The organism is Haliea salexigens DSM 19537 (assembly GCF_000423125.1).
GTDB lineage: Bacteria > Pseudomonadota > Gammaproteobacteria > Pseudomonadales > Halieaceae > Haliea > Haliea salexigens.
This window is the reverse complement of the sequence record NZ_AUHJ01000008.1, coordinates 184,201-206,535: the sequence shown is the minus strand read 5'-3', so window position 1 is coordinate 206,535 and position 22,335 is coordinate 184,201. Positions and strand designations below refer to the sequence as shown.

Here is a 22,335-nt window from a genome sequence, read left to right as displayed (position 1 = left end):
CACAGGCTCAGCATGCGGCAAATCGACGGCTCTTCATCGCAGGCTATCACCATGTCGCGTGCACCCACACTGGACCAGTATGCCTCGTTGGTCGCGGCACTATACCGCGGTCGCTTTCAGGAACAGCATCCCTGGCATGACTTCCTGCATGAACTGCGCGAGCTGTGCTGGCCCTGCCTGACGGTGATCGGACTCCGGCTGCCGACGCCGGGGGATGCCGGGATTGCCTACGTGGGTGGTGCCACCTACTCGCAACAGGACCTCATGAATTTCGCCAACAACTATTCCGCGCTGGCACCACTGGTGGACCTGCCAGACGGGGAGACCGTTGCCCTGGATGAGCTGATCTCGCGCGAGCAGTTGCGCGAAACTGTGTACTACAACGCCTTTATGAAGCCGTTCGATCAGGAACAGATTATGGGCTTCGATATACACCGGGATGGCAAAGTAGCGCTATTCGTTCGTCTGATACGAGGCCATGGTGAGCCTGACTTCAGCACGCGAGAACGCGATATTCTGGGTCTGCTCGAACCCCAGTTCAGGGAGCTTGCTGTCTGGCTGGAAAACGGGCGCAGCCTGGCGCGCGAACACGATCTGCATGAGCAGGCCTTCTCCAGCCTTTCCCTGGGCACGGTTATGCTAGACGCGGACTTGCATATCGAGCACGCAAACAGCGTTGCGGAGCAACTCCTCAAGAACAACAGCACTATCGCCAGGGTGGGTGACAAGCTGCGGGTAATGCGTCATCGGGAACATCAACAACTGCAACACACCGTGAGACATCTCCTCGCTGACAGCAAGCAGGCAGTTCCTCACGTGATACCGTTGGAGCGTGAAAGCGGACAGTCGCCGCTTTTTATCACCCTGCGCCGACTTTCGCGACAGGACCGCCTGGATGATACCCAACACATCGCACTTTACATGACAGATCCGGAGCTGCGCCAGATTGACCAGACCCGTTTGGTTATGGACGCATTCGGTCTTACGCCCAAGGAAGCACGACTGGTCATTGCACTTGCCAATGGCGGCACGCTGGAAGGCTTTGCGACTGACACAGGCATCAGCAAGAACACGGCGAGAACACACCTCTATGCGAGTTTCCGCAAGGTCGGAGTGTCGCAGCAGTCATCGCTGGTCAGCCATGTCATTCGTGCTATCTACGGCCTGTAGCGGCGCTATGTCGGCTACTGGTCCACAGCGCTGGGTGCACCCACTCCGCGGCGCAAACCGGTTCTTGCGGTCACCCTAGCACTTGCCCGCCAGCAGCACACGCATCCTCCGCGCGGTCTCTTCGATGGTCAAACCGTAATGCACGTATAACTCATCGGGCATACCCACGGTGAGGGTCTCATCGGGTAGACCGTGAATGGAGAATTTTGTCGGCAGGGCGTTGCGCGCCAGTACCTCTCCCACAGCGCTGCCCAGGCCGCCCGTCACCAGATGCTCCTCCACGGTCAAAAGGGCTCCGGTTTCTCGCGCCGCCAGCACAATCGCATCTTCGTCCAGCGGCTTGAGGCTGTAGGCATCCAGTACCCGGATCGACAGCCCTTCCGCAGCCAGCAAATCCGCCGCGCCCACCGCAAGTTGCGCGCCCAGGCCCGTGCCGATAATTGTGCCATCGCTGCCGTCACGTACGCGGCCAAAGCGTCCGATCCTGACTTCCGGTGGCGCATCGTATACCGGATTCACATTCGCGTCGGTAAGGCGAATGAATACCGGGCCTGCAACCTGCTCCGAGGCGGCCAGCATAGCAGAGGCGGCATTGTCGTCAGCCGGTGCCAACACAGTGAGGCCGGGTATGGCCCGGGTAATGGCAATATCCTCCAGCGCATGGTGTGTCGTACCAAAAAAGCCCATCGCCAGTCCGCTCCAGGCGGAGAGAATCCGCACGGGCACCCGGGAAAAGGCGATATCTGTGCGGATCTGCTCCGCGCACTTCAGGGCGCCAAACGCGCCCATTTGCAAAACGAAAACCTTGTAACCATAGGTCGCCATACCCGCAGCCATGGACATGGCGTTACATTCAGCAATACCGGCGTCTATAAAGCGCTCAGGGAACTGCTGCACAAAAGCGCCGGTGACCGGACCAGCCCCCAGGTCTGGCGAAATCAGCAGGACTTCCTCGTCCTGCTCGCCATAGCGCCGAAACGCTTCGCCCAGATTGCCAACGTAGCTGCTTTCCACTGCACCCGCATTGAAGCTGAAAGGATCGCTCATGCCGCTCATTATTCTGCCTCCCTGATTTCTTGCCTGGCGCGCTCCAGATCGGCACCATTCAAGGCACCCAGATGCCACTCACGCGGTGACGCCTCCATGAAGGAAATGCCCTTCCCTTTGAGCGTTCGCGCCACTATGCACACCGGTTTGTCAACGCACTGGCTGGCCTGCGCAAAGGCGCCCATCAACGTCGCGGCGTCATGTCCATCCACTTCGAGGCTGTGCCAACCAAAGCTGGCAAATCGCTCCGCAAGCGGCTCTATCCCCATCACGGACTCCGTGGGGCCATCCGCGCAGGAGCCGTTGGCGTCAACGATGGCGACAAGGTTGGCCGCCTTGTAATGAGCCGCAGCCATCGCCGCTTCCCATACCTGTCCCTCATGGATCTCTCCATCACCAAGCAATACATAGATCCGGTGATCTCTTTGCCGGCGACGTGCGGCTAACGCCATACCCAGCCCAACCGAAAGATTATGGCCCAGGGATCCGGAGCTGAAATCTACACCGGGCGCGCGGTGCATATCGGGGTGATCGGTAAGCTTGCTGCCCAACTGCCCGAAGGTCTGCAACCACGCTTGGGGGAAAAAATCGAGCTCAGCAAACAGCGGCCAGAGGGCAACAGCCACGTGACCTTTCCCGAGCAGGAAGCGGTCGCGGTCTTGCCAGTCCGGATCGGACCGGCGTAGCCGCAGCACATGATGGTACAGGGTTACCAGTATTTCGGCACAGGACAAACTGCTTGAATAGTGCCCCATCGGCGCATGGCTGATAACCTCCAGAATATCCAGGCGCAGCTGCCTCGCCCGCTCATGCAGTGCGCTGGCCGTAACAGGCCTGAACCGCGGCAGTTCAATCTGCGCTTTGCTTGCATCACCGTCATTTTCGTCGCTTTGTGTCACCGTGGTCACCTTCATCGATCTGTTTTTTACGTTTATGCGTCAGGCAACCCGAAATTTCTCGGGTGAACCATGGCCATTGGCGACAAGCCTAGCGAATACTGCCACCGGATAACTCCTGCGTTTGTATGAGCACCACCGCGTGCATTGGCGCATTTATAATAAGCCGTTTGGCTTGCAATAAATTTTCAGCTATCGCACACTGAATATGGAAAAGGGCTAAAGAGCACTATGCCGAAACAAGTCGACCATGAACAACGTCGCGCAATGATCGCCTCCGCAGCGGCCCGCTGTATTGCGGAAAATGGCCTGCAAGGCACCACCATGCGCGCGATTGCCCTGTCCTCCGGTGTCTCAAAAGGCATTGTCGAGCACTACTTCACTGACAAAGATGCCGTGATTGCTGCTGCACTGGAACAGATGAACCTCCGTTACGTGCGCCGCGAGCAGCGGCTCACGGCGGGGCTCTCCGGTCTGGATGCGCTGCGCGCACGCCTGCACGCTATTCTGCCGCTCAGCTCGGAGGCCCGCGATGAATGGAAAATTCGCCTCTGTTTCTGGAGCGTGGCGGCCATTGAACCGGAACATCGCCGGGAACAACAAAAGCGCCTGGGACTGACACGCAGGCGCTACCAGGGTGACCTGGAAGAGGCGGTGAAGAACGGCGAGATCAGCGCGCAAGCCGACCTGACGCAACTGGCCGGCGACCTCACCCTCTCCATGGCCGGAGCGTGCTGCGCCGCGTTGCTCGACTCACGCTATTACTCGGCCCGGTACCTTCGTAGCCTGATAGAACGCACCTTGAACAACCTGACCCGGGAGCACGCATCATGACCATGCACGACACACGCAGCGAAGACGAGATGCTCACCCAGGCCTGGCATCAGTTCTGTGATCAGCTGAAGTCCGCTGGACGCTTGCCCTTCAGCCCCGGTGTTCCGACTGGCGACCTGAGCCGTGCTGCCGGCTTCCGCTGCCTGGCACAGAACATTGGTCTGGGCATGCAGTTCTTCCTGGAGAATGACGACCCGCTGCGTCCGGAGCTGCTGCATTATTTCGACCCCATTCGCAAACAGGGCGGTGACAACCCCGATGCCGTGTACGTCGGTGGTCCGATCAACGGTACCGACACCTATCGCATTCACGGTAACCGCGGCAGTGCGCGCTACTTTGCCGTTACCGCGGTCGAACACGGGGACACACCCTGGGGTGGCGCCGCGGTGCACACACTTTTCGGCCAGGACCTGGATGTGGCGGCGGATGGCAGCTTCGAATTGATCTGCAGCCCAGACCCCCATCCGGGGAACTGGCTGCAAACTTCCCCCAACACGTTCCGCGTCACCTTCCGGCAGTTCTTCGCCGATTGGGAGCACGAGCGCCCCATGCATGCGAGCATCGACCGCATCAGCGGCGAGCCTGCGGGCGCACCGGTGATGGACGCTGCACGGCTGGAGCGCGGCCTGGCCAAGGTGTCGAGCTGGGTGGGCGAATCACTGGCCTACTGGGCCGACATGATTGAACGCTGGAAATCGCAGCCCAATACGTTCCTCTCCTACCGACAGCTCGATGACAATGCGATTGATGCCACGCCTGGCGGTGAACCGCTGGTCTCCTACTGGCAGCTGCCGGCAGACGAGGCGCTCGTGGTGCGGGTAACGCCACCCACCGCGCATTACTGGGCCGTGGAGTTCGGCAACTACTGGTGGTGCTCCATGGACTACCGCAGCGTGCTCAGCAACACCAACTGCCACTATGCCCGGTTACAGGACGACGGTGAACTGATCCTGGTCATTGCGCACGTTGATACCGGCCACGCCAACTGGCTGGATCCGGCCGGATTCAACGAGGGTTACATCACTGTACGCTGGATGCAGGCAGATCATTATCCGAGGCCCCGGGCCCAACAAGTGAAATTGCACGAGCTGGATGCCGTACTGCCAGCGAACGTGCAGCGCGTGGATGCCGCAGGTCGCGCCGCTCAAATCGCCGCCAGGCGACGCGGTGTCATCCAGCGCTTCGGCGTCTGACCCATTGGACTGAACTGACCTAATCAAGAGGGCTACATCATGGATTTAGAGCTGCAGGGCAAGACCGCAATCATCACCGGCGGCAGCGGGGGCATCGGGCGCGGGCTGGTGCTGGAGTTTGCCCGCGAGGGATTGAATGTTGTCAGTGCCTCACGCGATATCGCCACCGGCGAAAAGCTCGCTGCCGAGGCTGAGAGCCTCGGGCTGCCGGGCCGGGTTCTGGCTGTCGCCACCGACGTCACCGACCGCGCCAGCGTCGATGCGATGGTCACACGAGCCAACGAGGCTTTCGGTCCAGTGGATGTGCTGGTAAACAACGCCGGCGGTGTCGCTCAGCCATCCAACCTGGAAGACCTTGATGCGAGCTCGCGTCAGTGGGAAATTGCCCTCAATATCGATGGTGTCGTGAACTGCTGCCAGGCGGTTGCGCAAGACATGCTGTCCCGCAAAGCCGGCAGCATCATCAATATTTCCTCCAACTCCTCCCTGCTGGGCGAAGCCGCGGCCAACGTGGTGCATTACGGCGGAGTGAAAGGCTTCGTCAACAGCTTTTCCAAGGGTCTCGCCTGGGAATGGGCGGGTAAAGGCATACGCGTCAACAACATCTGTCCCGGCTGGATCGTCCCCTATGAGGCCAGTGAGGTGGGTGAGGGCAGCTTCTGGAACCGCTTTGGATTCGAGACGATGGGCAAGCCGGACGAGATGGAGAAAGCTCTGCAGGATGGCACCCTGTACAACATGAGCGGTCTGCCCATCCCCAAACTCGGCCGACCGGAAGATATTGCGTGGATGGCACTTTTCCTGGCCTCCGCGCGCTCTGGCTATGTCACGGGCCAGCTTATTTCGGTGAGTGGTGGCGCTTACATGCCCTGACGCCGCAAGGTGCCGGAGCCGGGAGGGAAATTATGAGTGAGTGGACACCGCCAGAGCGCCCCGAGTGGGTCACACGCGTGATCGACGAAGGGCGTCACATGGACATCCGCAGTCTGGTGCCGCTGCGCGCCGACGAGCTGATGGAGACGGCCCGGCGCAATACGGGTTTCAACGATTTTGGCAGCGACAACTGGCAGGAGGGATTCCACGTGTTCCTGCAGGCGCTGGAGGACGAAGCAGACCTGCACCTGCTCGGCCGACTGATGACGCGCTCCGATATCCTGCGCTGGCTGGAAGCCAGGCTCGGCATTGAAGCCGCCTATGCGCAGCACCCGGAAATCGAGGACGAAATCATCGACCAGCCGGTCATTATTACCGGCCTGCCGCGTTCCGGTACCTCGATTCTGTTTGAGCTGCTCGCCGAGGACAGCCGCTTCGGTTCGCCGCGCAACTGGGAAATCATGTTTCCCTATCCGCCACCGGAAGCGGCTCAGTATCACAGTGATCCCCGCATCGAGCGCTGCGAACATCTGGTAACCCAGTGGAACCGGGTGGTTCCCAGCTACGCCACCATGCACGAAATGGGCGCGGAAATTCCCAATGAATGCATCGTCGCCATGAGCTGCACCTTTCGCAGCGAAAACCTGCCCGGTCAATACCAGATACCGAGCTATAACGCCTGGTACTATCAACAGGACCTGGAACCGGCCTATCGCTACTACAAGCGCATGCTGAAAGTGCTGCAGTGGAGGAATCCGCGTCAACACTGGCTACTCAAGGCCCCCTCACACCTCGGTAACCTGTCGGTGCTGTTCCGGGTATTCCAGGATGCACGGGTCGTGATTACGCACCGCGACCCGGTTGTGGCTCAGGCCTCGGTTACCAACCTGCTGGGTACACTGTACTGGATGCGCAGCAGCAAGGCCTTCGATGCACGTGCGTTCGAAAGCCTGATGACACCCGACGCGAGTGCGGCACGGCTTGACGCCGTGGTGGAGCAGCTGGAGCAGGGTCAGCTGCCGTCGGATCAGGTCCACAGCTTCCTCTATCACGACCTCATCAACCAACCGCTCGCCGCGCTGGAGACGCTCTACCGTGAAATGGGCTCACCCCTGGACGCAACCGGACGCGATGCCATGCAGGCTTATCTGGCGCGCAAACCGCAGGGCAAGTTCGGCAAACACCAATATAGCCTGAGCAGCGGTCAACGCGAGCTGTATCAGCGCTACCAGAATTTCTTTGGCGTACCGGACGAAGTCTGAGTCGGCCAGAAACGGAGATCACCCCATGCCTTCCGTCATGATCAAGTACGAATGCCGAGCACCGGCCGCCACGACCAGCCTCTCCTTTGCGGATACCTACGATCTGACTCTGGAGCAAATTGCCTGGATTGACGCTCAGGGGTACCCGGTCACCATCAATTTCTGTGAACACCACGGCAGCGAAGACGGCTATCTGCCCAGCCCCATGATGCTCGCGGCGGCCGCCGCACGCATCACGCGCAATGTGCGCCTGCAGGTGAACGTGATCATGCCGTTCAGCGATCCGCTGCGCGTCGCGGAAGATGTGGCGGTGCTGGACCAGCTCAGCCGCGGACGCGCGGAGGTCCTGCTGTTGGGGGGCTATGTCGGGCGGGAACTGGAGATGTTCGGTGTGGAACCGAACCAGCGCGGGTGCTTGATGGAAGAAGGCGTCAGAGCGCTCAAACAGGCCTGGCGCGGCGAGGTATTCGAGTACCGTGGCCGTGCCGCACGGGTAACGCCCAGGCCCCTGCAGGCGCCGCACCCCACAATCTTTATGGGCGGCAGCTCGGCACCCGCCGCACGTCGAGCCGCGCGGGAAGGGGATGGTTTTATTGGTGGCATGCCACAGCTCAACGCCGTGTATGCCGCCGAGTGCGAACGTCTGGGCAAAACACCACGTTATCAGGCAGAGATGCCTTTCTCGTTCCTGTATGTGTCCGAGCAACCGGAGCAGGACTGGGCGGCACTGGCCCGCTACGCCCTGTATGAAACCAACTGCTATGCGCAGTGGCAGCAGGACAGCGACCAGGACATGATGTTCAGCAGTGCACTGGACGCCGACGCACTCAAGGCACTGGGCACCTACCAGGTCACCACCGCAGAGCAGGTGCTGCACAGAGCCCCTGCCATGGAAGACAACGATGCCCTGGTCCTGCACCCCCTTGTGGGGGCGCTGGAAACCCGTCTCAGCTGGCAGCTGTTGCGCAATTTCTTCCGTCAGGTAGCACCGAATATCGCCATCACACCGCTGTAGCCAATACCACAGGTGACCGATAATCCGCGCCGGATACACGCCCCATTTACCTTTCGCAACGTGTAAAATGCCCTTGATCCCGCGCGACGATACAAGGACATCTGCCCCCCATGAACGCCACCGGAACCCTGTACACCGTCTCCGCACCCAGCGGTGCCGGCAAAACCAGCCTGGTCAACGCCCTGCTGGCCCGCAGCCCGGCGCTGCAGGTCTCCGTGTCGCACACCACCCGCGCCCAGCGCCCGGGTGAGCAGGACGGCGTCAACTACCATTTCGTGGATGAAGCGACGTTTCTGGGGATGCTCGAGAAGACCGAATTTCTCGAGCACGCCCGGGTCTTCGGCAACCTTTACGGCACCTCGCAGGGCTGGGTGGAAACACAGCTCGCTGCGGGCACCGACGTCATTCTGGAAATCGACTGGCAGGGCGCCGCCCAGGTCAAGCGCCTGCTGCCCGACACCTGCGGCATCTTCATTCTGCCGCCTTCGCGCGAAGCGCTGGAGCAGCGGCTCACAGGCCGCGGCCAGGACGACCCCGCCGTGATTGCCAGCCGCCTCGCGGAGGCGGTGGAAGAAATGTCGCACTACGTGCAATCCGACTACCTCGTGGTCAACAATGACTTCGAGACCGCCCTCGCCGAGCTGGAAGCCATCGTCCTCAGCCACTGCCTGCAGACGCCGCGGCAGCAACAGACTCTCAGTGCGTTGCTGCAGGGGCTGCTGCAAGCCTGACCCGCCCCCCACAGCCGCATTATTCACACCGCCACAGGGCGCCAGCGCGCTGTACACTCCGGGGGAGTATCCGGGTATAATTGAGGGTTCGTTCACCCTGACAGGAAACACCAGCACATGGCACGCGTAACCGTAGAAGATTGCCTTGAAAACGTCGACAACCGCTTCGAACTGGTCATGGTCGCCAGCAAGCGCGCCCGCCAGATCGCCACCGGCGGCAAGGACCCGCTGGTCGAGGAAGAGTCGGACAAGCCGACTGTGATCGCGCTGCGCGAAATTGCCGAAGGGCTGATCAATTCCTCCATTCTCTCCCGCGAAGAAGAGCGCGATGCGGAAGACGAGCTCGCTGAAGTCATGGGGTCCCACGAGTCGCTGTAATGGCTCGGGCCTCCGTGGTAAGCAGGTAACACAACATGCAAACCATAGACGCCCTCGACTCCACCCTGCGCAGCTACCTGAACCCTGGGCAGGCGCAGCAGGTGCGCCGCGCCTATTACTTCGCCGAGCAGGCACATTTCGGCCAGATCCGCCGCAGCGGTGAACCCTACGTCACCCACCCCCTGGCGGTAGCCGGCATCCTCGCCGACATGCATATGGACCATCAGAGCCTGATGGCCGCCATGCTGCATGACGTGATTGAAGACACCGGCATCGAAAAGGACTCCATCGGCAACCAGTTCGGGCCGGCGGTCGCCGAGCTGGTCGATGGCGTGAGCAAGCTCACGCAGATGGAGTTCGGCTCGCTGGCAGAAAAGCAGGCGGAAAACTTCCAGAAAATGGCGCTGGCCATGGCGCGCGACATTCGCGTGATTCTGGTGAAGCTGGCCGATCGCCTGCACAACATGCGCACGCTCGGCGTGCTGCCACAGGACAAGGCGCGCCGCATCGCCCGCGAAACCCTGGAAATCTACGCCCCCATCGCCATGCGCCTGGGCATGAATGCCGTGCGCATGGAATTCGAAGACCTCGGCTTCAGTGCGCTCTACCCCATGCGCGCCTCGCGCATCCAGGCGGCGATACGCGCCAGCAGCGGCTACCGCAAGGAACTGGTGGACAAGATTCGCCACCAGATCGAGTCCACGCTGGAGCAGGAGGGGCACGATGTCGAGGTGATCGGGCGCGAGAAGCACCTCTACAGCATCTACAGCAAGATGAGATCCAAGAAGAAGTCCTTCTCGGAAATCATGGATATCTACGCGTTCCGCATCATCGTCGACTCAGTGGATACCTGCTACCGAGTGCTCGGCTCGGTGCACAGCCTGTACAAGCCCGTACCCGGTGAATTCAGCGACTACATCGCCATTCCCAAGGCCAACGGCTACCAGTCATTGCACACCGTGCTGATGGGCATGCACGGTGTGCCCATCGAAATCCAGATTCGCACCCGCGAAATGGAGGAAATGGCCAACAACGGCATTGCCGCGCACTGGCTTTACAAGAGCGACAGCCAATCCGCCAACGGCAGCCACGCACGGGCGCGCGAGTGGGTGCAGGGCCTGCTGGAAATGCAGCAACGGGCTGGCAACTCACTGGAATTCATCGAGAGCGTCAAAATCGACCTGTTCCCCGACGAAATCTACGTGTTTACGCCCAAGGGGCGCATTCTCGAGCTGCCACGCGGCGCCACGGCGGTGGATTTCGCCTTCGCCGTGCACACCGACGTTGGCAACAGCTGTGTGGCCTGCCGGATCAACCGGCGCCTGGCACCACTGTCGGAGCCCCTGCAGAGTGGGCAAACGGTGGAGATCCTCACCGCCCCTGGCGCAAGGCCGAACCCCTCCTGGTTCAATTACGCGGTGACGGCCAAGGCCCGTACCAATATTCGCCACTTCCTCAAGCATCAGACGAGGGAAGACTCCATCGCACTGGGCAAGCGCTTGCTCGAAAGGGCGTTACAAGCCTTCGACAGCAGCCTGGAGCAGCTGCCCGCAGATCGTCTGCAGGATTACCTTTCCGGCCATGACTACAGCGCCCTGGACGACCTACTGGAAGATATCGCTCGCGGCAACCGCCTGCCGCCCATCACCGCGCAACAGATCCTCGGCGAGTTCGCCGAACCCTCCGAGCCCGCAAAGCGCAAGCAGCAACCGGTGGCGATTCGCGGTACAGAGGGGTTCATGGTCACCTATGCGCGCTGCTGCCACCCCATTCCCGGCGACCCCATCGAAGGCTACCTCAGCTCCGAGAAAGGGGTGGTCGTGCACCGGGAGCGCTGCAAGAACCTCACGGAAATGCGTGAGAACCGCGAGCGCCTGGTGGCACTGCGCTGGGATGACCATGTGCAGGGGGAATACCTCACCGAGCTGCGCATCGAAGTGGAAAACCGCCGCGGCATGATCGCGGTGCTCGCCACCCGTATCAACAGCATGGGCGTGAACATCGAAAAGATCTCGACCGAAGACAAGGACTACCAGTTCACTTACGTCGACCTCGCCATGCAGGTCAACAACCGCATTCACCTGGCCAATATCATGAAGCGCCTGCGCACGGTAAACTCGGTGCGTCGCGTATCACGACTGAAGAATGAGGCGCCTGCGCGGCGCCCGAAAAACGGAGCAAATCGTTGACCAATCGAGCCATCATCTCCACCCCGAACGCACCCGAGGCCATCGGGCCCTACTCGCAGGCTGTCAAGGTCGGCAACACGGTGTGGCTGTCGGGCCAGATCCCACTGGTACCGGATACCATGGAGCTGGTCGCCGGCGACATCCAGGAGCAGGCGCGTCAGGTGTTCAGCAACCTCGCCGCCGTCGCCGAGGCCGCCGGTGGCGATTTGAGCAACGCGGTGAAAATCAATATTTCCCTGACTGATATGGCTGATTTCGCGGCCGTGAACGAGGTCATGGCGGAATTCCTGCAACCCCCTTTCCCGGCGCGCGCCTGCGTGCAGGTGGCCGGCCTGCCCAAGGGCGTCGCCATTGAAGTGGAGGCGATACTCGCCCTCTGAGCACAGTCAAGGCCGTTGGGGATCACCGGCTTTGCGCGCCTGCAGTACCGCCGAATAGCCGGCGCGGTAGTCGGGGTAGCGCAGCACGTACCCGCACGCTGTCAGTGCGAGATTGCGGCAGCGTTTGTGGCCTCCGCCGCGCGGCGTTGACGCCCCTGCCTGCCATCTGGTCAGCCCCAGCGCCTGCGCCAGCCAGGTCTCCACCTCGAACTGCGGTGCCGGCCTGTTATCGACTGCGATCATGCGCGGCGCCGGTGCTATACCGGCAGCCCATTGCTGCAACAACCAGGCGAGGAGGCCACCCAGGTCATCCCGGTGGATGCGATTGCCGTAGCGCACCGGGCTTTCGGGGCACAACTCACCCCGCAGGATACGCCGCAGCAGAAAACCGTCCGGGTCGCCATAGATACCCGAGCTGCGCACAACACTGGCAGGGTGCGGCGAATCGAATAACAGGCGCTCGGCTTCGATGATAGCGAGTGCGGCGGGGTCATCGGTCGTCAGCGCGCTGTCGTCGTCCACCCAGTCCCCCTCTGCCTCCGCGTACACGCGCGTGCTGGACACCATCAGGATGCCGGCGGGACGATGCGAGCCCAGGCCATCAAGCACGGTGCGCACGGCGTGGGTAAAACCGGCCTGATAGCCTTCAACACCACCACCTGCCGGTTTCAGGGTCAACAACAGGAAATCGGGCGCCAGCGCCTCCAGCGCGGAGAGATCGGCATCCGCTGCGGCGTAGTCGGCTGCGAGGCCGGCAAACCCCGCGGGGAGCCTGCTGGTGTCCCGGCGCAGGCCGGTGACGGACCAGCCGGCGTCCAGCAACAGACTCCCCGCGCGCTCGCCCAGGTCACCGCAGCCCACAATCAGCACACTTTTGCTCTTCATCTTGCCTTCCCTGACTGGTTACACTAACGGGCTTTCACCCCCAACGGGCTCGCCTGCGTGTTTCCAGTGTACTGTAGTCTTCACCGACGAGCCCACCCACACGCGCCCTGTACACCGCGGCGAGGCCAGTGCCCGCGGGCAGCGAAGGACACCCACGATGGCAGTGCTTGAGCCGATTCCGTTGACGGCTTTGCGCGGTGTTGGCCCCAAGCTGGCGCAGCAACTGGCAGACTACGGCGTCACCCAGGTCGAGGACCTGCTTTTCCATCTGCCCTTACGCTACCAGGACCGCACACGTATCACCCCCATTGCCGGCCTGCAGGAAGGCAGTGAAGTCTCTGTAGAGGGGGAGGTGCGTCTGGCGGATATCGTCTTCGGCCGGCGGCGCAGCCTGGTCGCGCGCATTCAGGACGGTACCGGCACCCTGACGCTGCGCTTCTTCCATTTCAGTGCCGCGCAGAAGAACAGCCTGCAGCCTGGCGCGCGTCTGCACTGCTTCGGCCAGGTGAGGCGCGGCGCCAACGGCTTCGAGATCTTTCATCCGGAGTACCGCGTGCTGGAGCCGGGAGAACACGGCAGCACCACGGGTGGCGCGCAGCCGGCAACGCTCACACCGGTCTATCCGACCACCACCGGCATTGGCCAGGCGCAATGGCGCAAGCTGTGCAGCCAGGCCCTGGGCTTTCTGCAGCGCGCCCAGCCGCGCGACCTGCTACCCGCCGGCAGCCGGCAACCCTTCACGCTGGTGCACGCGCTGCAATACCTGCACGCGCCGCCAGCGGATGCCCCGCTGGACGCCCTGCTGGAGGGTCGACACCCGGCGCAGCTGCGCCTGGCCCTGGAGGAACTCGTCGCCCACCATCTGTCACTGCTGCGCCTGCGTGCGCGCCAGCAGTCCACCCCTGCGCCGGCACTGGCGAGCGACGCAGGGCAGCGCCTGCAGCACCGGCTGCTGCAGAGTTTGCCCTTCAGCCCGACCGGGGCACAGCAACGGGTCATGGCGGAAATCGCCGCGGACCTGGCCCGGCCCGTGCCCATGCTGCGTCTGGTACAGGGTGATGTCGGCTCCGGGAAAACCCTGGTGGCCGCCCATGCTGCCCTGCAGGCCATCGCCAACGGCTTTCAGGTGGCGCTCATGGCGCCCACGGAAATCCTTGCCGAGCAGCACCGACTGAACTTCGAGGCGTGGTTCACACCCCTCGGTATTGGTGTGGAGTGGCTCAGTGGGCGGGTGAAAGGTAAAGCGCGTGCAGCGGCGACTGCGCGGCTCGCCGCTGGCGAGGCGGCCCTCGCTGTGGGTACCCACGCCCTGTTTCAGGAGAGTGTGGCTTTTCAGCGCCTGGGCCTGGTGATGGTCGATGAGCAACACAAGTTCGGCGTGCACCAGCGCCTCGCCCTGAGCCAGAAAGCCGGCGCCGAGGGCCGGCCACACCAGCTGGTGCTGACCGCCACACCCATTCCGCGCACACTGTCCATGGTCGCCTACGCCGACCTGGATTTCTCTGTCATCGATGAACTGCCGCCGGGCCGCGAGCCGGTGACCACGGTGTTGATCGACAGCCAGCGCCGCGAACAGGTTGTCGCCCGCGTTGCCGGCGCCTGCGCCAGCGGGCGCCAGGCCTACTGGGTGTGCACCTTGATCGAGGAGAGTGACTCGCTGCAGGCGCAGGCAGCGGAGGCCACGGCCGAACTCCTGCGTGAAGCCCTGCCCGGACTGCAGGTCGGCCTGGTGCACGGACGCATGAAGCCCACCGAGAAAGCGGCCGTGATGGCGGCTTTCAAGAGCGGCGAGATTGCACTGCTGGTAGCGACCACGGTAATCGAGGTGGGCGTGGACGTGCCCAACGCCAGCCTCATGGTAATCGAGAACCCGGAGCGGCTGGGGCTGGCGCAACTGCACCAGCTGCGAGGACGCGTGGGCCGCGGCGGCGGTGCCAGCCACTGTGTGCTGTTGTACCAGTCACCCCTGTCGCGCAGCGGCCAGCAGCGTCTGGTAGCCATGCGGGAAAGCAACGACGGCTTCTACATCGCCGAGAAAGACCTGGAACTGCGCGGTCCCGGCGAAGTGCTCGGGACGCGACAAACCGGCCTGCTCGCCTTTCGCATCGCCGAGCTGCCGGCACACAATCACCTGTTGGACGCTGTGCACACCATTGCCCACACGCTGCAGCAGGGTGACCCGGAGATCATCGACGCCCTGATCCAGCGCTGGACAGCGAATCGCGAGAAATTTGCCGAGGTGTAGATCCGCTCAGAGCGCCTGCCACGCGGCCAGCTGCGCCGCCAGCGCCGCGCGGCCGATGCTGTTCAGGCGTGCAACGTTCGCCTCGGGAATGCGCTCGGGGTCTGGCCAGGAGGCCAGGGCCCGTTCCAGCATCTCCTCCCGCAGCAGGTGTATCACCGGCAACGGGGCGCGGTTGCTGAAATGACTCGCGGCCTGGGAAGGCTCACCGGCAAACTGGTACTCCGGGTGAAAACTCGCCAACTGCACAATGCCCTCAAGCCCTGCGGCCACCAGCAGCGCATTGGCGTGGTCGAGAAAATCCAGGTAGTCGTCGAAGGAAGCCAGCCCCCCGCTGAAGGCCAGCAAAGTGGTGGCAACCTCATCCTCGTCGCTGCGCAGTAGCAAGTCGAATTCTGCCAGCAGGCAACTCGCCATAACGCGTTGCCCCGCCGCGCTGTCATCCGCCTCGCAGACCACCAGACGCAACGCCGGCGACCCCAGCAGGGGTCGCGCAAAGGGGCACAGGTTGAGACCGACCACGCCCGTTTCCAGCCAGGCCTGTAGTTGGCGCCGGGCTCGCCCGGCGTCCAGCGCGCCGTGGCTCAGGGCAGAATGGCCGGCAGGGCTTTCTGCAGCTCGATTTTTGCCTTGGTGGCATCACCGGTGAGTGCAAAGCCCAGCAGCTCGCCCGCGGCATTGCGGAACTCCGCGCGCACATCGCTGCCATCAGCGTCGATCTGCCATTCGCCCTCGGCGCCCGCCGCGGGTGGTGCCACCACAACCGGGCAGGCCGGCGTCTTGATGGTAACCGGCATGGGTGGGTACACCACTTCCGTGGGCTCGCCGGCGAGGGTCTTGCCCAGCGCGCGCGAACAGGCCACCAGCGGTGCCACGTAGACCAGCACATGGCCCGCCACTTCGGCACAGTCGCCCAGGGCGTAGACGTTGGCTGCGCTGGTTTCCAGCAGACGGTTGGTCACCACACCCCGGTTTACGTCGAGGCCGGCGGCTTTCGCCAGGTCTACCCGTGGGCGTACACCCACGGCGGACACCACGATGTCGGCGGTAATGCGCTCGCCATTGTTCAGGCTCACCACAACGCCCTCTTCGCCCCGATTGACCGCGGTGACCAACGGGCCGAAATGGAAACGGGCGCCCTTGGCCTCCAGTGCCGCCTGCACCGCCTTGCCAGCGGGTTCGGGCAGCAGCGTGGGCAGGCAGTAGCCCAGCGGGTCAACCGCCTCCACCTCGTAGCCGCCATTGAGCAGGTCATTGGTGAATTCACACCCGATCAGCCCACCGCCGATGATGCACACCTTGCGCACGCTGTTTTTCTGCATCGCCGTGCGGAAATCATCGTAGTCGAGCAGGTCATTCACTGAGTAGACCAGCTCCAGCGCATCGCCTTCGATGGGCGGCTGAATGGTCTGCGCGCCCAGTGCCAGCACCAGCTTGCCGTAGTGAATCACGGTTTCCGCATCACCGACCTTGATAATCTGGTTGGCGGTGTCGATGCCGGCGACGTGGGTCATGGTCCACACGCTGGCTTTCAGCTGCTTGCCCATGGACCCGGCGTCCAGCTGGGCGAGGTCGTCCGCACTGGTGTCCTTGGTATAGCCGGTGGACAGCATCGGCTTGGAGTAGGAGCGCCCATCGTCCGAGGTAATGAGGATCAACGGGGTTTCGCTGTCGTGTTTGCGAAACTCCTTGGCCACACCATAACCGGCCAGGCCGGTGCCGATAATCACCACGGGCGGGTGGACCTTGTCCGCAACCGGCTCCTCGTGGTGCGGTGTTTCGTCGACCGGGGTTTCCTCGATCAATTCGAAATCTTCCTTGCCCACACCGCAGTCGGGGCACAGCCAGTCTTCGGGCACGTCTTCCCACTTGGTGCCCGGCGCAATGCCATCATCCGGCCAGCCTTCCTTCTCGTCGTAGATCAGGCCACAGACTATGCATTCCCACTTGCTCATAATGACACTCACTCTCGTTCGGTTGTGCGGGTCGTCAGCGCCAGTGCCACGCGCAATTGCCGGCGGCGGAAGACGACCTGATTAGGAGCAGAACACTATAAAGTTACCGGAAAATTGTGCAAGCGCTTTGGGCGCGGGGGCTGGACAGAACTTCGCTCAGGTTGAACGCCCTTGCATGCCCACCGCTGCTGGCGCATGCTCGCGCCTTTGCATCTCCGGAGACCCGGTTATCGTGCCCGCCCCCCTGCCGGCAGACTCAGGCCGCGACCCACTGTGGCGCCCAGAGCAACAATTCTCCAGTACCCAGCTTGCGGCGCCCCGCCGCCGCTGGCTGCTTGACGATGGCTCCCTGACCGCGCGTCTGGTCGACCTCGACGCCGGCGCGTTCAGCGTGCACAGGCTCTATCAGGGCTGGCAGGTGCCGCTGCCGTCCGAGCAGCGCCTGTTGCAGGTTCCGGCACGCCAACGCGCACTGGTGCGCGAAGTGCTGCTGCGGCTCGACGGGCAGGCCGTGGTATTTGCCCGCAGCGTATTCCCGATCAGCAGCCTGAACGGCGAGCTTGCCCACCTGCGCAAACTGCAGCATCGCTCGCTGGGCGCGATTCTGTTTCGTTACCCCGGTATGCAAAGAAGCCCGTTCGAGCTGGCGCGACTCAGCGGCCACAGTGCCTACATGGCGCCCTGGGTGCGCCAGGAAGTGCCCGCCTGGGCGCGGCGCTCCTGCTTCGATATCAGGGGCAAACGCCTGCTGGTCAGTGAAGTTTTCCTGCAGGGGTTTACCCCCTGGGACGCCTCGCTGGCGGTACACCGCAGCCGGCGCGGCACAGTGAGCGCTGCAATCCACCGCATAAAGCAGTAAGCTTGCCGCTCGACCCGCCACAGCCCGCGCAGCATGCCCGTAACCGTTTCCACTTCCGCCCTGCTCAAACTCGTGCGTTTCGATCGGCCCATCGGCACCCTGCTTCTGTTGTGGCCGACCCTCGGCGCGCTGTGGATCGCCGCAGAGGGCACGCCCGAGCCGCGCCTGGTCGTCATCTTCTGTCTCGGCACGCTGCTCATGCGCTCGGCGGGTTGCATCGTCAACGATCTAGCAGATCGCCACTGGGACGGCAGCGTCACGCGAACCCGCGAGCGTCCGCTGGTCACCGGTGCGGTGACGGTGACCCAGGCTCGAGCCCTGTTCCTGCTGCTGTGCCTGGCCTCCTTCGGGCTGGTGCTACTGACCAATACCCTGACCACCCTGCTTTCGGTGGTCGGCCTGCTGCTCGCCTCGACGTATCCCTTTATGAAACGCTACACCTACTGGCCACAGGTGGTTTTGGGGGCGGCGTTTTCCTGGGCCATTCCCATGGCGTTTGCCGCCCAGCTGGAGGCGTTGCCGTCGGCGCTCTGGCTGCTCTATCTCGCCAATCTGCTGTGGACCATGGTCTACGATACCCAGTACGCCATGGTCGACCGGGACGACGATATCAAGGTGGGCATCAAATCCACAGCGGTCCTGTTCGGTGAGGCGGACCGACTGGTCATCGGTGCCCTGCAGGCGCTCTGCCTGCTCGCCTGGCTGCTGGCCGGGCAGCGTTTCGGGTTGGGCGCTGCCTATTACCTGGGCGTCCTTGTCGCCGCGTTGCTATTCGGTTATCACCAGTACCTGATACGCGGGCGCGACCGCGCCGCCTGCTTCCGCGCGTTCCGTCACAACAACTGGGTAGGGCTGGCAATATTCATGGGCATTGCACTGCATTATTTCCTCAGCGCCGCCGCGTGAGCGAGGTGAACACCGAAGGCGCAGCACCCCCACCGCCAGGCGCGGAGTTCATTGACAGCCTTGAGCGGGTCAACGCCAGCGAGTGGGATGCGGTGGCCGGCAGCGACTACCCGTTTCTGCAACACCGCTTTTTATACGGCATGGAAACAACCGCCTGCACAACCGCTGACACCGGCTGGCAACCCTGCCACCTGCTGCTGCGCCGTGGCGCAAAGCTGGTTGGCCTGTTACCGCTGTACCTGAAGGCGCACTCCTACGGCGAATACGTCTTCGACTGGTCCTGGGCGGACGCCTGGCAACGTTCGGGACTGGAGTACTACCCCAAACTGGTGTCTGCCGTACCGTTCACCCCGGCCACCGGGCCGCGCTTGTGTGTGGCCGACGGGGAAGATGCCGCTAACCTGTGGCCAGCCGCAAGGGCCGCTATCGAGCAGTTCGCCAGCGCACGTGGCCTGTCTTCCTGGCATCTGCTGTTCCCGGATGAGGACACTTCCAACCGGCTACTGGCGGCCGGGTTGCCCCAGCGTATGACCACACAATTCCACTGGTTCAACGCCAACTACCGCAGCTTTGATGATTTCCTCGCCGAATTTGCCAGCCGCAAACGCAAGAACCTGCGCCGCGAGCGCGAGCGCGTGGCGCAACAGGGGCTGAGCCTGCAACTGCTGCGCGGCGCAGAGATATCGCCAGCCGACTGGCAACAGTTTCACCGTTTCTACCAGACCACCTACGCGCGGCGCAGCGGCCACGGCGGTTACCTCACCCGGGACTTCTTTCTGCAAACGGCGCCCTCGCTGGGGGAGCAGGCCATCATGGTGGTCGCGCGGCACAGCGGGCAGGCGGTGGCCGCCGCGCTCTACTTCCGCTCCTCCACCACGCTGTATGGCCGCTATTGGGGCTGCAGCGCAGACTTCGACTGCCTGCACTTCGAAGCCTGCTACTACCAGGGCATCGAGTACTGTATTGCCGAGGGGCTGCAGCGCTTTGACCCGGGCGCCCAGGGCGAGCACAAGATTCAGCGCGGGTTTCAGCCGGTACACACCTACTCCAACCACTGGATAGCAGACCCGCGGCTGGCCGAGGCGGTCGCGGATTTCACCCGCCGGGAGCGTCCGCATATCGAGGCCTACCGGGAAGACGCCGCAAGCCTGCTGCCGTTTCGCCGCGAGCGTTGATGCGCGTCAGCGCATATCGAAGTCGGCGAAGTCCGGCCCGCGCATATGCCACCAGTAATAAAGCGTGGAATTGGGCCAGTTGTTGACCACCTTACCCGCCGCGTTCTTGTACCAGCTGTCGCAATTGGCTACCCACACCGTACCCGCCAGCTCTCCCTGCATGTGGTCGTTGTAGGCACGCATCACCGCGGCGTTCACGTCCAGTGAATGCAGATCATGCGTGAGGAGTTTTTCGATACAGGCCGCCGCGTAGCGCACCTGGCGCTCCACCATGAAGATAATCGAGTTGCTGCCGAGGTTGGTGTTGGGGCCATAGAGCATGAACAGGTTGGGGAAGCCCGCCACACACACGCCGCGGTAGGCTTCCGCGCCCTGCGCCCAGGCCTCGGCCAGGCTGCGCCCGCCGCTGCCCGCAAAGTTGACGCCAGACAACATGGCCGATGTGTTGAAACCCGTGCCGTAGATAATCACATCGACAGGGCGCGCCTCGCCATCCGCCGACACCACGCCGTCGACATCCACACCGGTGATTGCCGCAGTCACCAGCTCCACGTTGTCGCGGGCAAATGCCTGATAGTAATCATCCGCAACCAGAATGCGCTTGCAGCCGACCGGGTAGTCTGGCGTCAGCTTACGGCGCAGGGTGGGGTCATCAATATGTTCCTGCAGGTGATCGCGCGCCCATTTCTCCCACAGGGGGCGCAGCAGGCGGCTATTGCGCAACACCGGGTAGAACAGCAGCTCTCCGCGCAGATACACAGCGGCCCGGTGCAGTTTCTGCAGCCAGGGCCAACGTGCAAAGCGACGCTTGGCGCCCTCGGAGTAATCACTGTCGTTGCGTTTCACCACATAGTTCGCGCTACGCTGGTAGACATAGAGCTGCGCCGCCTCGCGCGCCACATGCGGAATGAACTGCAATGCGCTGGCGGCGTTGCCGACGACCGCGACGCGTTTGCCTTGCAGGTCGATATCGTGGCGCCAGCGCGCGGAGTGGAACTGCTCGCCGACGAAGGTTTCAGCGCCGGCAAACGCCGGGGTACTGGGAATGTTCAATTGACCCAGGCCGCTGACCAGCGCCCGGCCACGCAGCACCTCGCCGCCTTCCAGCGTCACCTGCCACCCGCCGGCGGCCTCGTCGAACTCGGCACTGTGCACTGCAGTCGACAGGCGCAGCCGGTCACGCAGGCCGTACTTGTCCGCGCAGTGTTCAAAGTAGGCCCGAATTTCATCGTGGGGAGAATATTTGCGCGACCAGTTCGGATTCGGCTCAAACGAGTAGCTGTAAAGTACCGAGGGCACGTCACAGCAGGCGCCGGGGTAGGTGTTGTCGTACCAGGTTCCACCCACGCCCGCGGATTTTTCCAGAATCACGAAATCATCGATGCCCATTTCCCTGAGGCGCACGCCCATGCAGATGCCGGACATGCCCGCGCCGATAATAATGACCTGGTGGCTGTTCGAGTGACTCATGCACTGTTCCTGTTATGCTTTTTTTACAGCGGCCGTGTGCCGTCAGCTCGGCGCCGCCTCGCGTGTGAACACGGGCTCGCGCGGCCCTGACTCCTTGCGGTTGTAGCGGTAGCCATCGGCCCGGAAATCGCGTAGCGCCTCGGGCTCGTTCAGGCTGTTCTCGATGATGAAGCGCGCCATCTGCCCGCGGGCTTTCTTGGCATAAAAACTGATGACCTTGTACTTGCCGTTTCGCAGCTCCTTGAACTGCGGCGTGATCACCTCCGCGTCGAGTGCACGCGGCCGCACGGCCTTGAAGTACTCGTTGGACGCCAGGTTCACGAGCACCGGGCTGCCGCTCTTGCCCAACTGGGCATTCAGATTGCGCGTGATGGCATCGCCCCAGAACTGGTACAGGTTGCTGCCGCCACGGTTGGCAAAGCGCAGGCCCATCTCAAGCCGGTAGGGTTGCATCAGGTCCAGCGGGCGCAACAGTCCATACAGGCCAGACAGAATGCGCAGATGCTGCTGCGCGAAGGCCAGCTGGGCACTTGTGAGCGTATCCGCATCAAGGCCGGTGTAGACATCTCCGCGAAATGCCAGCAACGCCTGCTTGGCGTTGTCCAGGGTGAAAGGCGGCGCCCAATCGTGAAAGCGGGCATGGTTGAGTTGGGCGATGTTGTCGCTTACCCCCATCAGCTCTCGGATATCATCCGGGGCGAGCTTGCGGGCATCCTCAACCAGCGCAGCGGCCTCCTGCAGGAACTGGGGCTGCGTCGTCTTGCGGGTGTGTGGGGGTGTTTCGAAATCCAGCGTTTTGGCTGGTGAGATGAGTGTCAGCATGGAACGTTATCCGTGGATGGCGCGTGCCGGGAACACAGCTTTCGCCTGAAACA

Annotated in this window: 21 protein-coding genes; 14 read left to right on the top strand and 7 right to left on the bottom strand. The window is 62.8% G+C overall.

The window, feature by feature from the left end; translation table 11 throughout:
- Positions 1-12: 12 nt before the first annotated feature.
- Positions 13-1,170 carry a helix-turn-helix transcriptional regulator gene (locus G533_RS0111270; RefSeq protein ID WP_144079858.1) on the top strand — a complete coding sequence of 386 codons (1,158 nt, stop codon included), beginning with the start codon at positions 13-15 and terminating at the stop codon, positions 1,168-1,170.
- A gap of 75 nt (positions 1,171-1,245) precedes the next feature.
- On the opposite strand, the gene G533_RS0111265 is transcribed toward G533_RS0111270, so the two are convergent.
- Both G533_RS0111265 and G533_RS0111260 read right to left on the bottom strand, forming a co-directional pair.
- On the bottom strand, positions 1,246-2,226 hold the full coding sequence (locus tag G533_RS0111265; protein ID WP_051230219.1) for a transketolase family protein: 981 nt from the start codon (positions 2,224-2,226) through the stop codon (positions 1,246-1,248).
- On the bottom strand, positions 2,226-3,116 hold the full coding sequence (locus G533_RS0111260; RefSeq protein ID WP_027950042.1) for a transketolase: 891 nt from the start codon (positions 3,114-3,116) through the stop codon (positions 2,226-2,228). The genes G533_RS0111265 and G533_RS0111260 overlap by 1 nt, the downstream gene beginning before the upstream one ends.
- A 228-nt stretch (positions 3,117-3,344) precedes the next feature.
- Here G533_RS0111260 and G533_RS23535 point away from each other — a divergent pair, with 228 nt between their 5' ends.
- From G533_RS23535 to G533_RS0111215, 9 genes are all read left to right on the top strand, one after another.
- On the top strand, positions 3,345-3,947 hold the full coding sequence (locus tag G533_RS23535) for a TetR/AcrR family transcriptional regulator (protein ID WP_051230217.1): 603 nt from the start codon (positions 3,345-3,347) through the stop codon (positions 3,945-3,947).
- Complete coding sequence (locus G533_RS0111250) at positions 3,944-5,140, top strand: DUF1214 domain-containing protein (RefSeq protein WP_240472417.1); 1,197 nt, start codon at positions 3,944-3,946, stop codon at positions 5,138-5,140. The genes G533_RS23535 and G533_RS0111250 overlap by 4 nt, the downstream gene beginning before the upstream one ends.
- A 39-nt stretch (positions 5,141-5,179) precedes the next feature.
- A complete protein-coding gene (locus G533_RS0111245; RefSeq protein WP_027950040.1) occupies positions 5,180-6,013 on the top strand; it encodes an SDR family NAD(P)-dependent oxidoreductase in 834 nt (277 codons plus the stop codon).
- Positions 6,014-6,045: 32 nt separating this feature from the next.
- Complete coding sequence (locus tag G533_RS0111240; protein WP_027950039.1) at positions 6,046-7,275, top strand: sulfotransferase family protein; 1,230 nt, start codon at positions 6,046-6,048, stop codon at positions 7,273-7,275.
- 25 nt (positions 7,276-7,300) lie between these two features.
- The gene (locus G533_RS0111235; RefSeq protein ID WP_027950038.1) at positions 7,301-8,290 is read left to right on the top strand and encodes an LLM class flavin-dependent oxidoreductase; all 990 of its coding nucleotides are present in this window, start codon (positions 7,301-7,303) and stop codon (positions 8,288-8,290) included.
- Positions 8,291-8,400: 110 nt separating this feature from the next.
- Positions 8,401-9,021, top strand: coding sequence for a guanylate kinase (gene gmk / locus G533_RS0111230; protein ID WP_027950037.1), 621 nt, complete (start codon positions 8,401-8,403; stop codon positions 9,019-9,021).
- Between the two features lie 117 nt (positions 9,022-9,138).
- Positions 9,139-9,399, top strand: a complete 261-nt coding sequence (gene rpoZ / locus G533_RS0111225) for a DNA-directed RNA polymerase subunit omega (RefSeq protein ID WP_027950036.1) — start codon at positions 9,139-9,141, stop codon at positions 9,397-9,399.
- Between the two features lie 35 nt (positions 9,400-9,434).
- A complete protein-coding gene (gene spoT, locus G533_RS21665) occupies positions 9,435-11,588 on the top strand; it encodes a bifunctional GTP diphosphokinase/guanosine-3',5'-bis pyrophosphate 3'-pyrophosphohydrolase (protein ID WP_051230216.1) in 2,154 nt (717 codons plus the stop codon).
- The gene (locus G533_RS0111215; protein WP_027950035.1) at positions 11,585-11,968 is read left to right on the top strand and encodes a RidA family protein; all 384 of its coding nucleotides are present in this window, start codon (positions 11,585-11,587) and stop codon (positions 11,966-11,968) included. Before spoT ends, G533_RS0111215 begins: the two co-directional genes overlap by 4 nt.
- A 6-nt stretch (positions 11,969-11,974) precedes the next feature.
- Here the strand turns inward: G533_RS0111215 and G533_RS0111210 are convergent, their stop codons facing one another.
- Positions 11,975-12,853 (bottom strand): Rossmann-fold NAD(P)-binding domain-containing protein, encoded by an 879-nt coding sequence (locus G533_RS0111210; protein ID WP_027950034.1) that lies wholly within the window; start codon positions 12,851-12,853, stop codon positions 11,975-11,977.
- Positions 12,854-13,010: 157 nt separating this feature from the next.
- Between G533_RS0111210 and recG the strand changes: the two genes are divergently transcribed.
- Positions 13,011-15,098, top strand: a complete 2,088-nt coding sequence (gene recG, locus G533_RS0111205) for an ATP-dependent DNA helicase RecG (RefSeq protein WP_027950033.1) — start codon at positions 13,011-13,013, stop codon at positions 15,096-15,098.
- A 6-nt stretch (positions 15,099-15,104) separates the two neighbouring features.
- Here recG and G533_RS0111200 read toward each other — a convergent pair whose 3' ends face one another.
- Together G533_RS0111200 and G533_RS0111195 are read right to left on the bottom strand one after the other, a co-directional pair.
- Positions 15,105-15,668 carry a DUF1415 domain-containing protein gene (locus G533_RS0111200; protein ID WP_035527665.1) on the bottom strand — a complete coding sequence of 188 codons (564 nt, stop codon included), beginning with the start codon at positions 15,666-15,668 and terminating at the stop codon, positions 15,105-15,107.
- An 11-nt stretch (positions 15,669-15,679) separates the two neighbouring features.
- Positions 15,680-17,050, bottom strand: a complete 1,371-nt coding sequence (locus tag G533_RS0111195; protein WP_027950031.1) for an FAD-dependent oxidoreductase — start codon at positions 17,048-17,050, stop codon at positions 15,680-15,682.
- A gap of 232 nt (positions 17,051-17,282) precedes the next feature.
- On the opposite strand from G533_RS0111195, the gene G533_RS0111190 reads away from it, so the two are divergent.
- From G533_RS0111190 to G533_RS0111180, 3 genes are read left to right on the top strand one after another with little or no spacing between them, the layout of a single operon-like run.
- On the top strand, positions 17,283-17,909 hold the full coding sequence (locus G533_RS0111190) for a chorismate--pyruvate lyase family protein (protein ID WP_027950030.1): 627 nt from the start codon (positions 17,283-17,285) through the stop codon (positions 17,907-17,909).
- A 33-nt stretch (positions 17,910-17,942) separates the two neighbouring features.
- The gene (gene ubiA, locus G533_RS0111185) at positions 17,943-18,815 is read left to right on the top strand and encodes a 4-hydroxybenzoate octaprenyltransferase (RefSeq protein WP_027950029.1); all 873 of its coding nucleotides are present in this window, start codon (positions 17,943-17,945) and stop codon (positions 18,813-18,815) included.
- Positions 18,812-19,990, top strand: coding sequence for a GNAT family N-acetyltransferase (locus G533_RS0111180; RefSeq protein WP_240472415.1), 1,179 nt, complete (start codon positions 18,812-18,814; stop codon positions 19,988-19,990). The genes ubiA and G533_RS0111180 overlap by 4 nt, the downstream gene beginning before the upstream one ends.
- A gap of 6 nt (positions 19,991-19,996) precedes the next feature.
- Here the strand turns inward: G533_RS0111180 and G533_RS0111175 are convergent, their stop codons facing one another.
- Together G533_RS0111175 and yaaA are read right to left on the bottom strand one after the other, a co-directional pair.
- Positions 19,997-21,460 (bottom strand): flavin-containing monooxygenase, encoded by a 1,464-nt coding sequence (locus G533_RS0111175; protein ID WP_027950027.1) that lies wholly within the window; start codon positions 21,458-21,460, stop codon positions 19,997-19,999.
- A gap of 42 nt (positions 21,461-21,502) precedes the next feature.
- Positions 21,503-22,282 (bottom strand): peroxide stress protein YaaA, encoded by a 780-nt coding sequence (gene yaaA / locus G533_RS0111170; RefSeq protein ID WP_027950026.1) that lies wholly within the window; start codon positions 22,280-22,282, stop codon positions 21,503-21,505.
- Positions 22,283-22,335 lie beyond the last annotated feature (53 nt).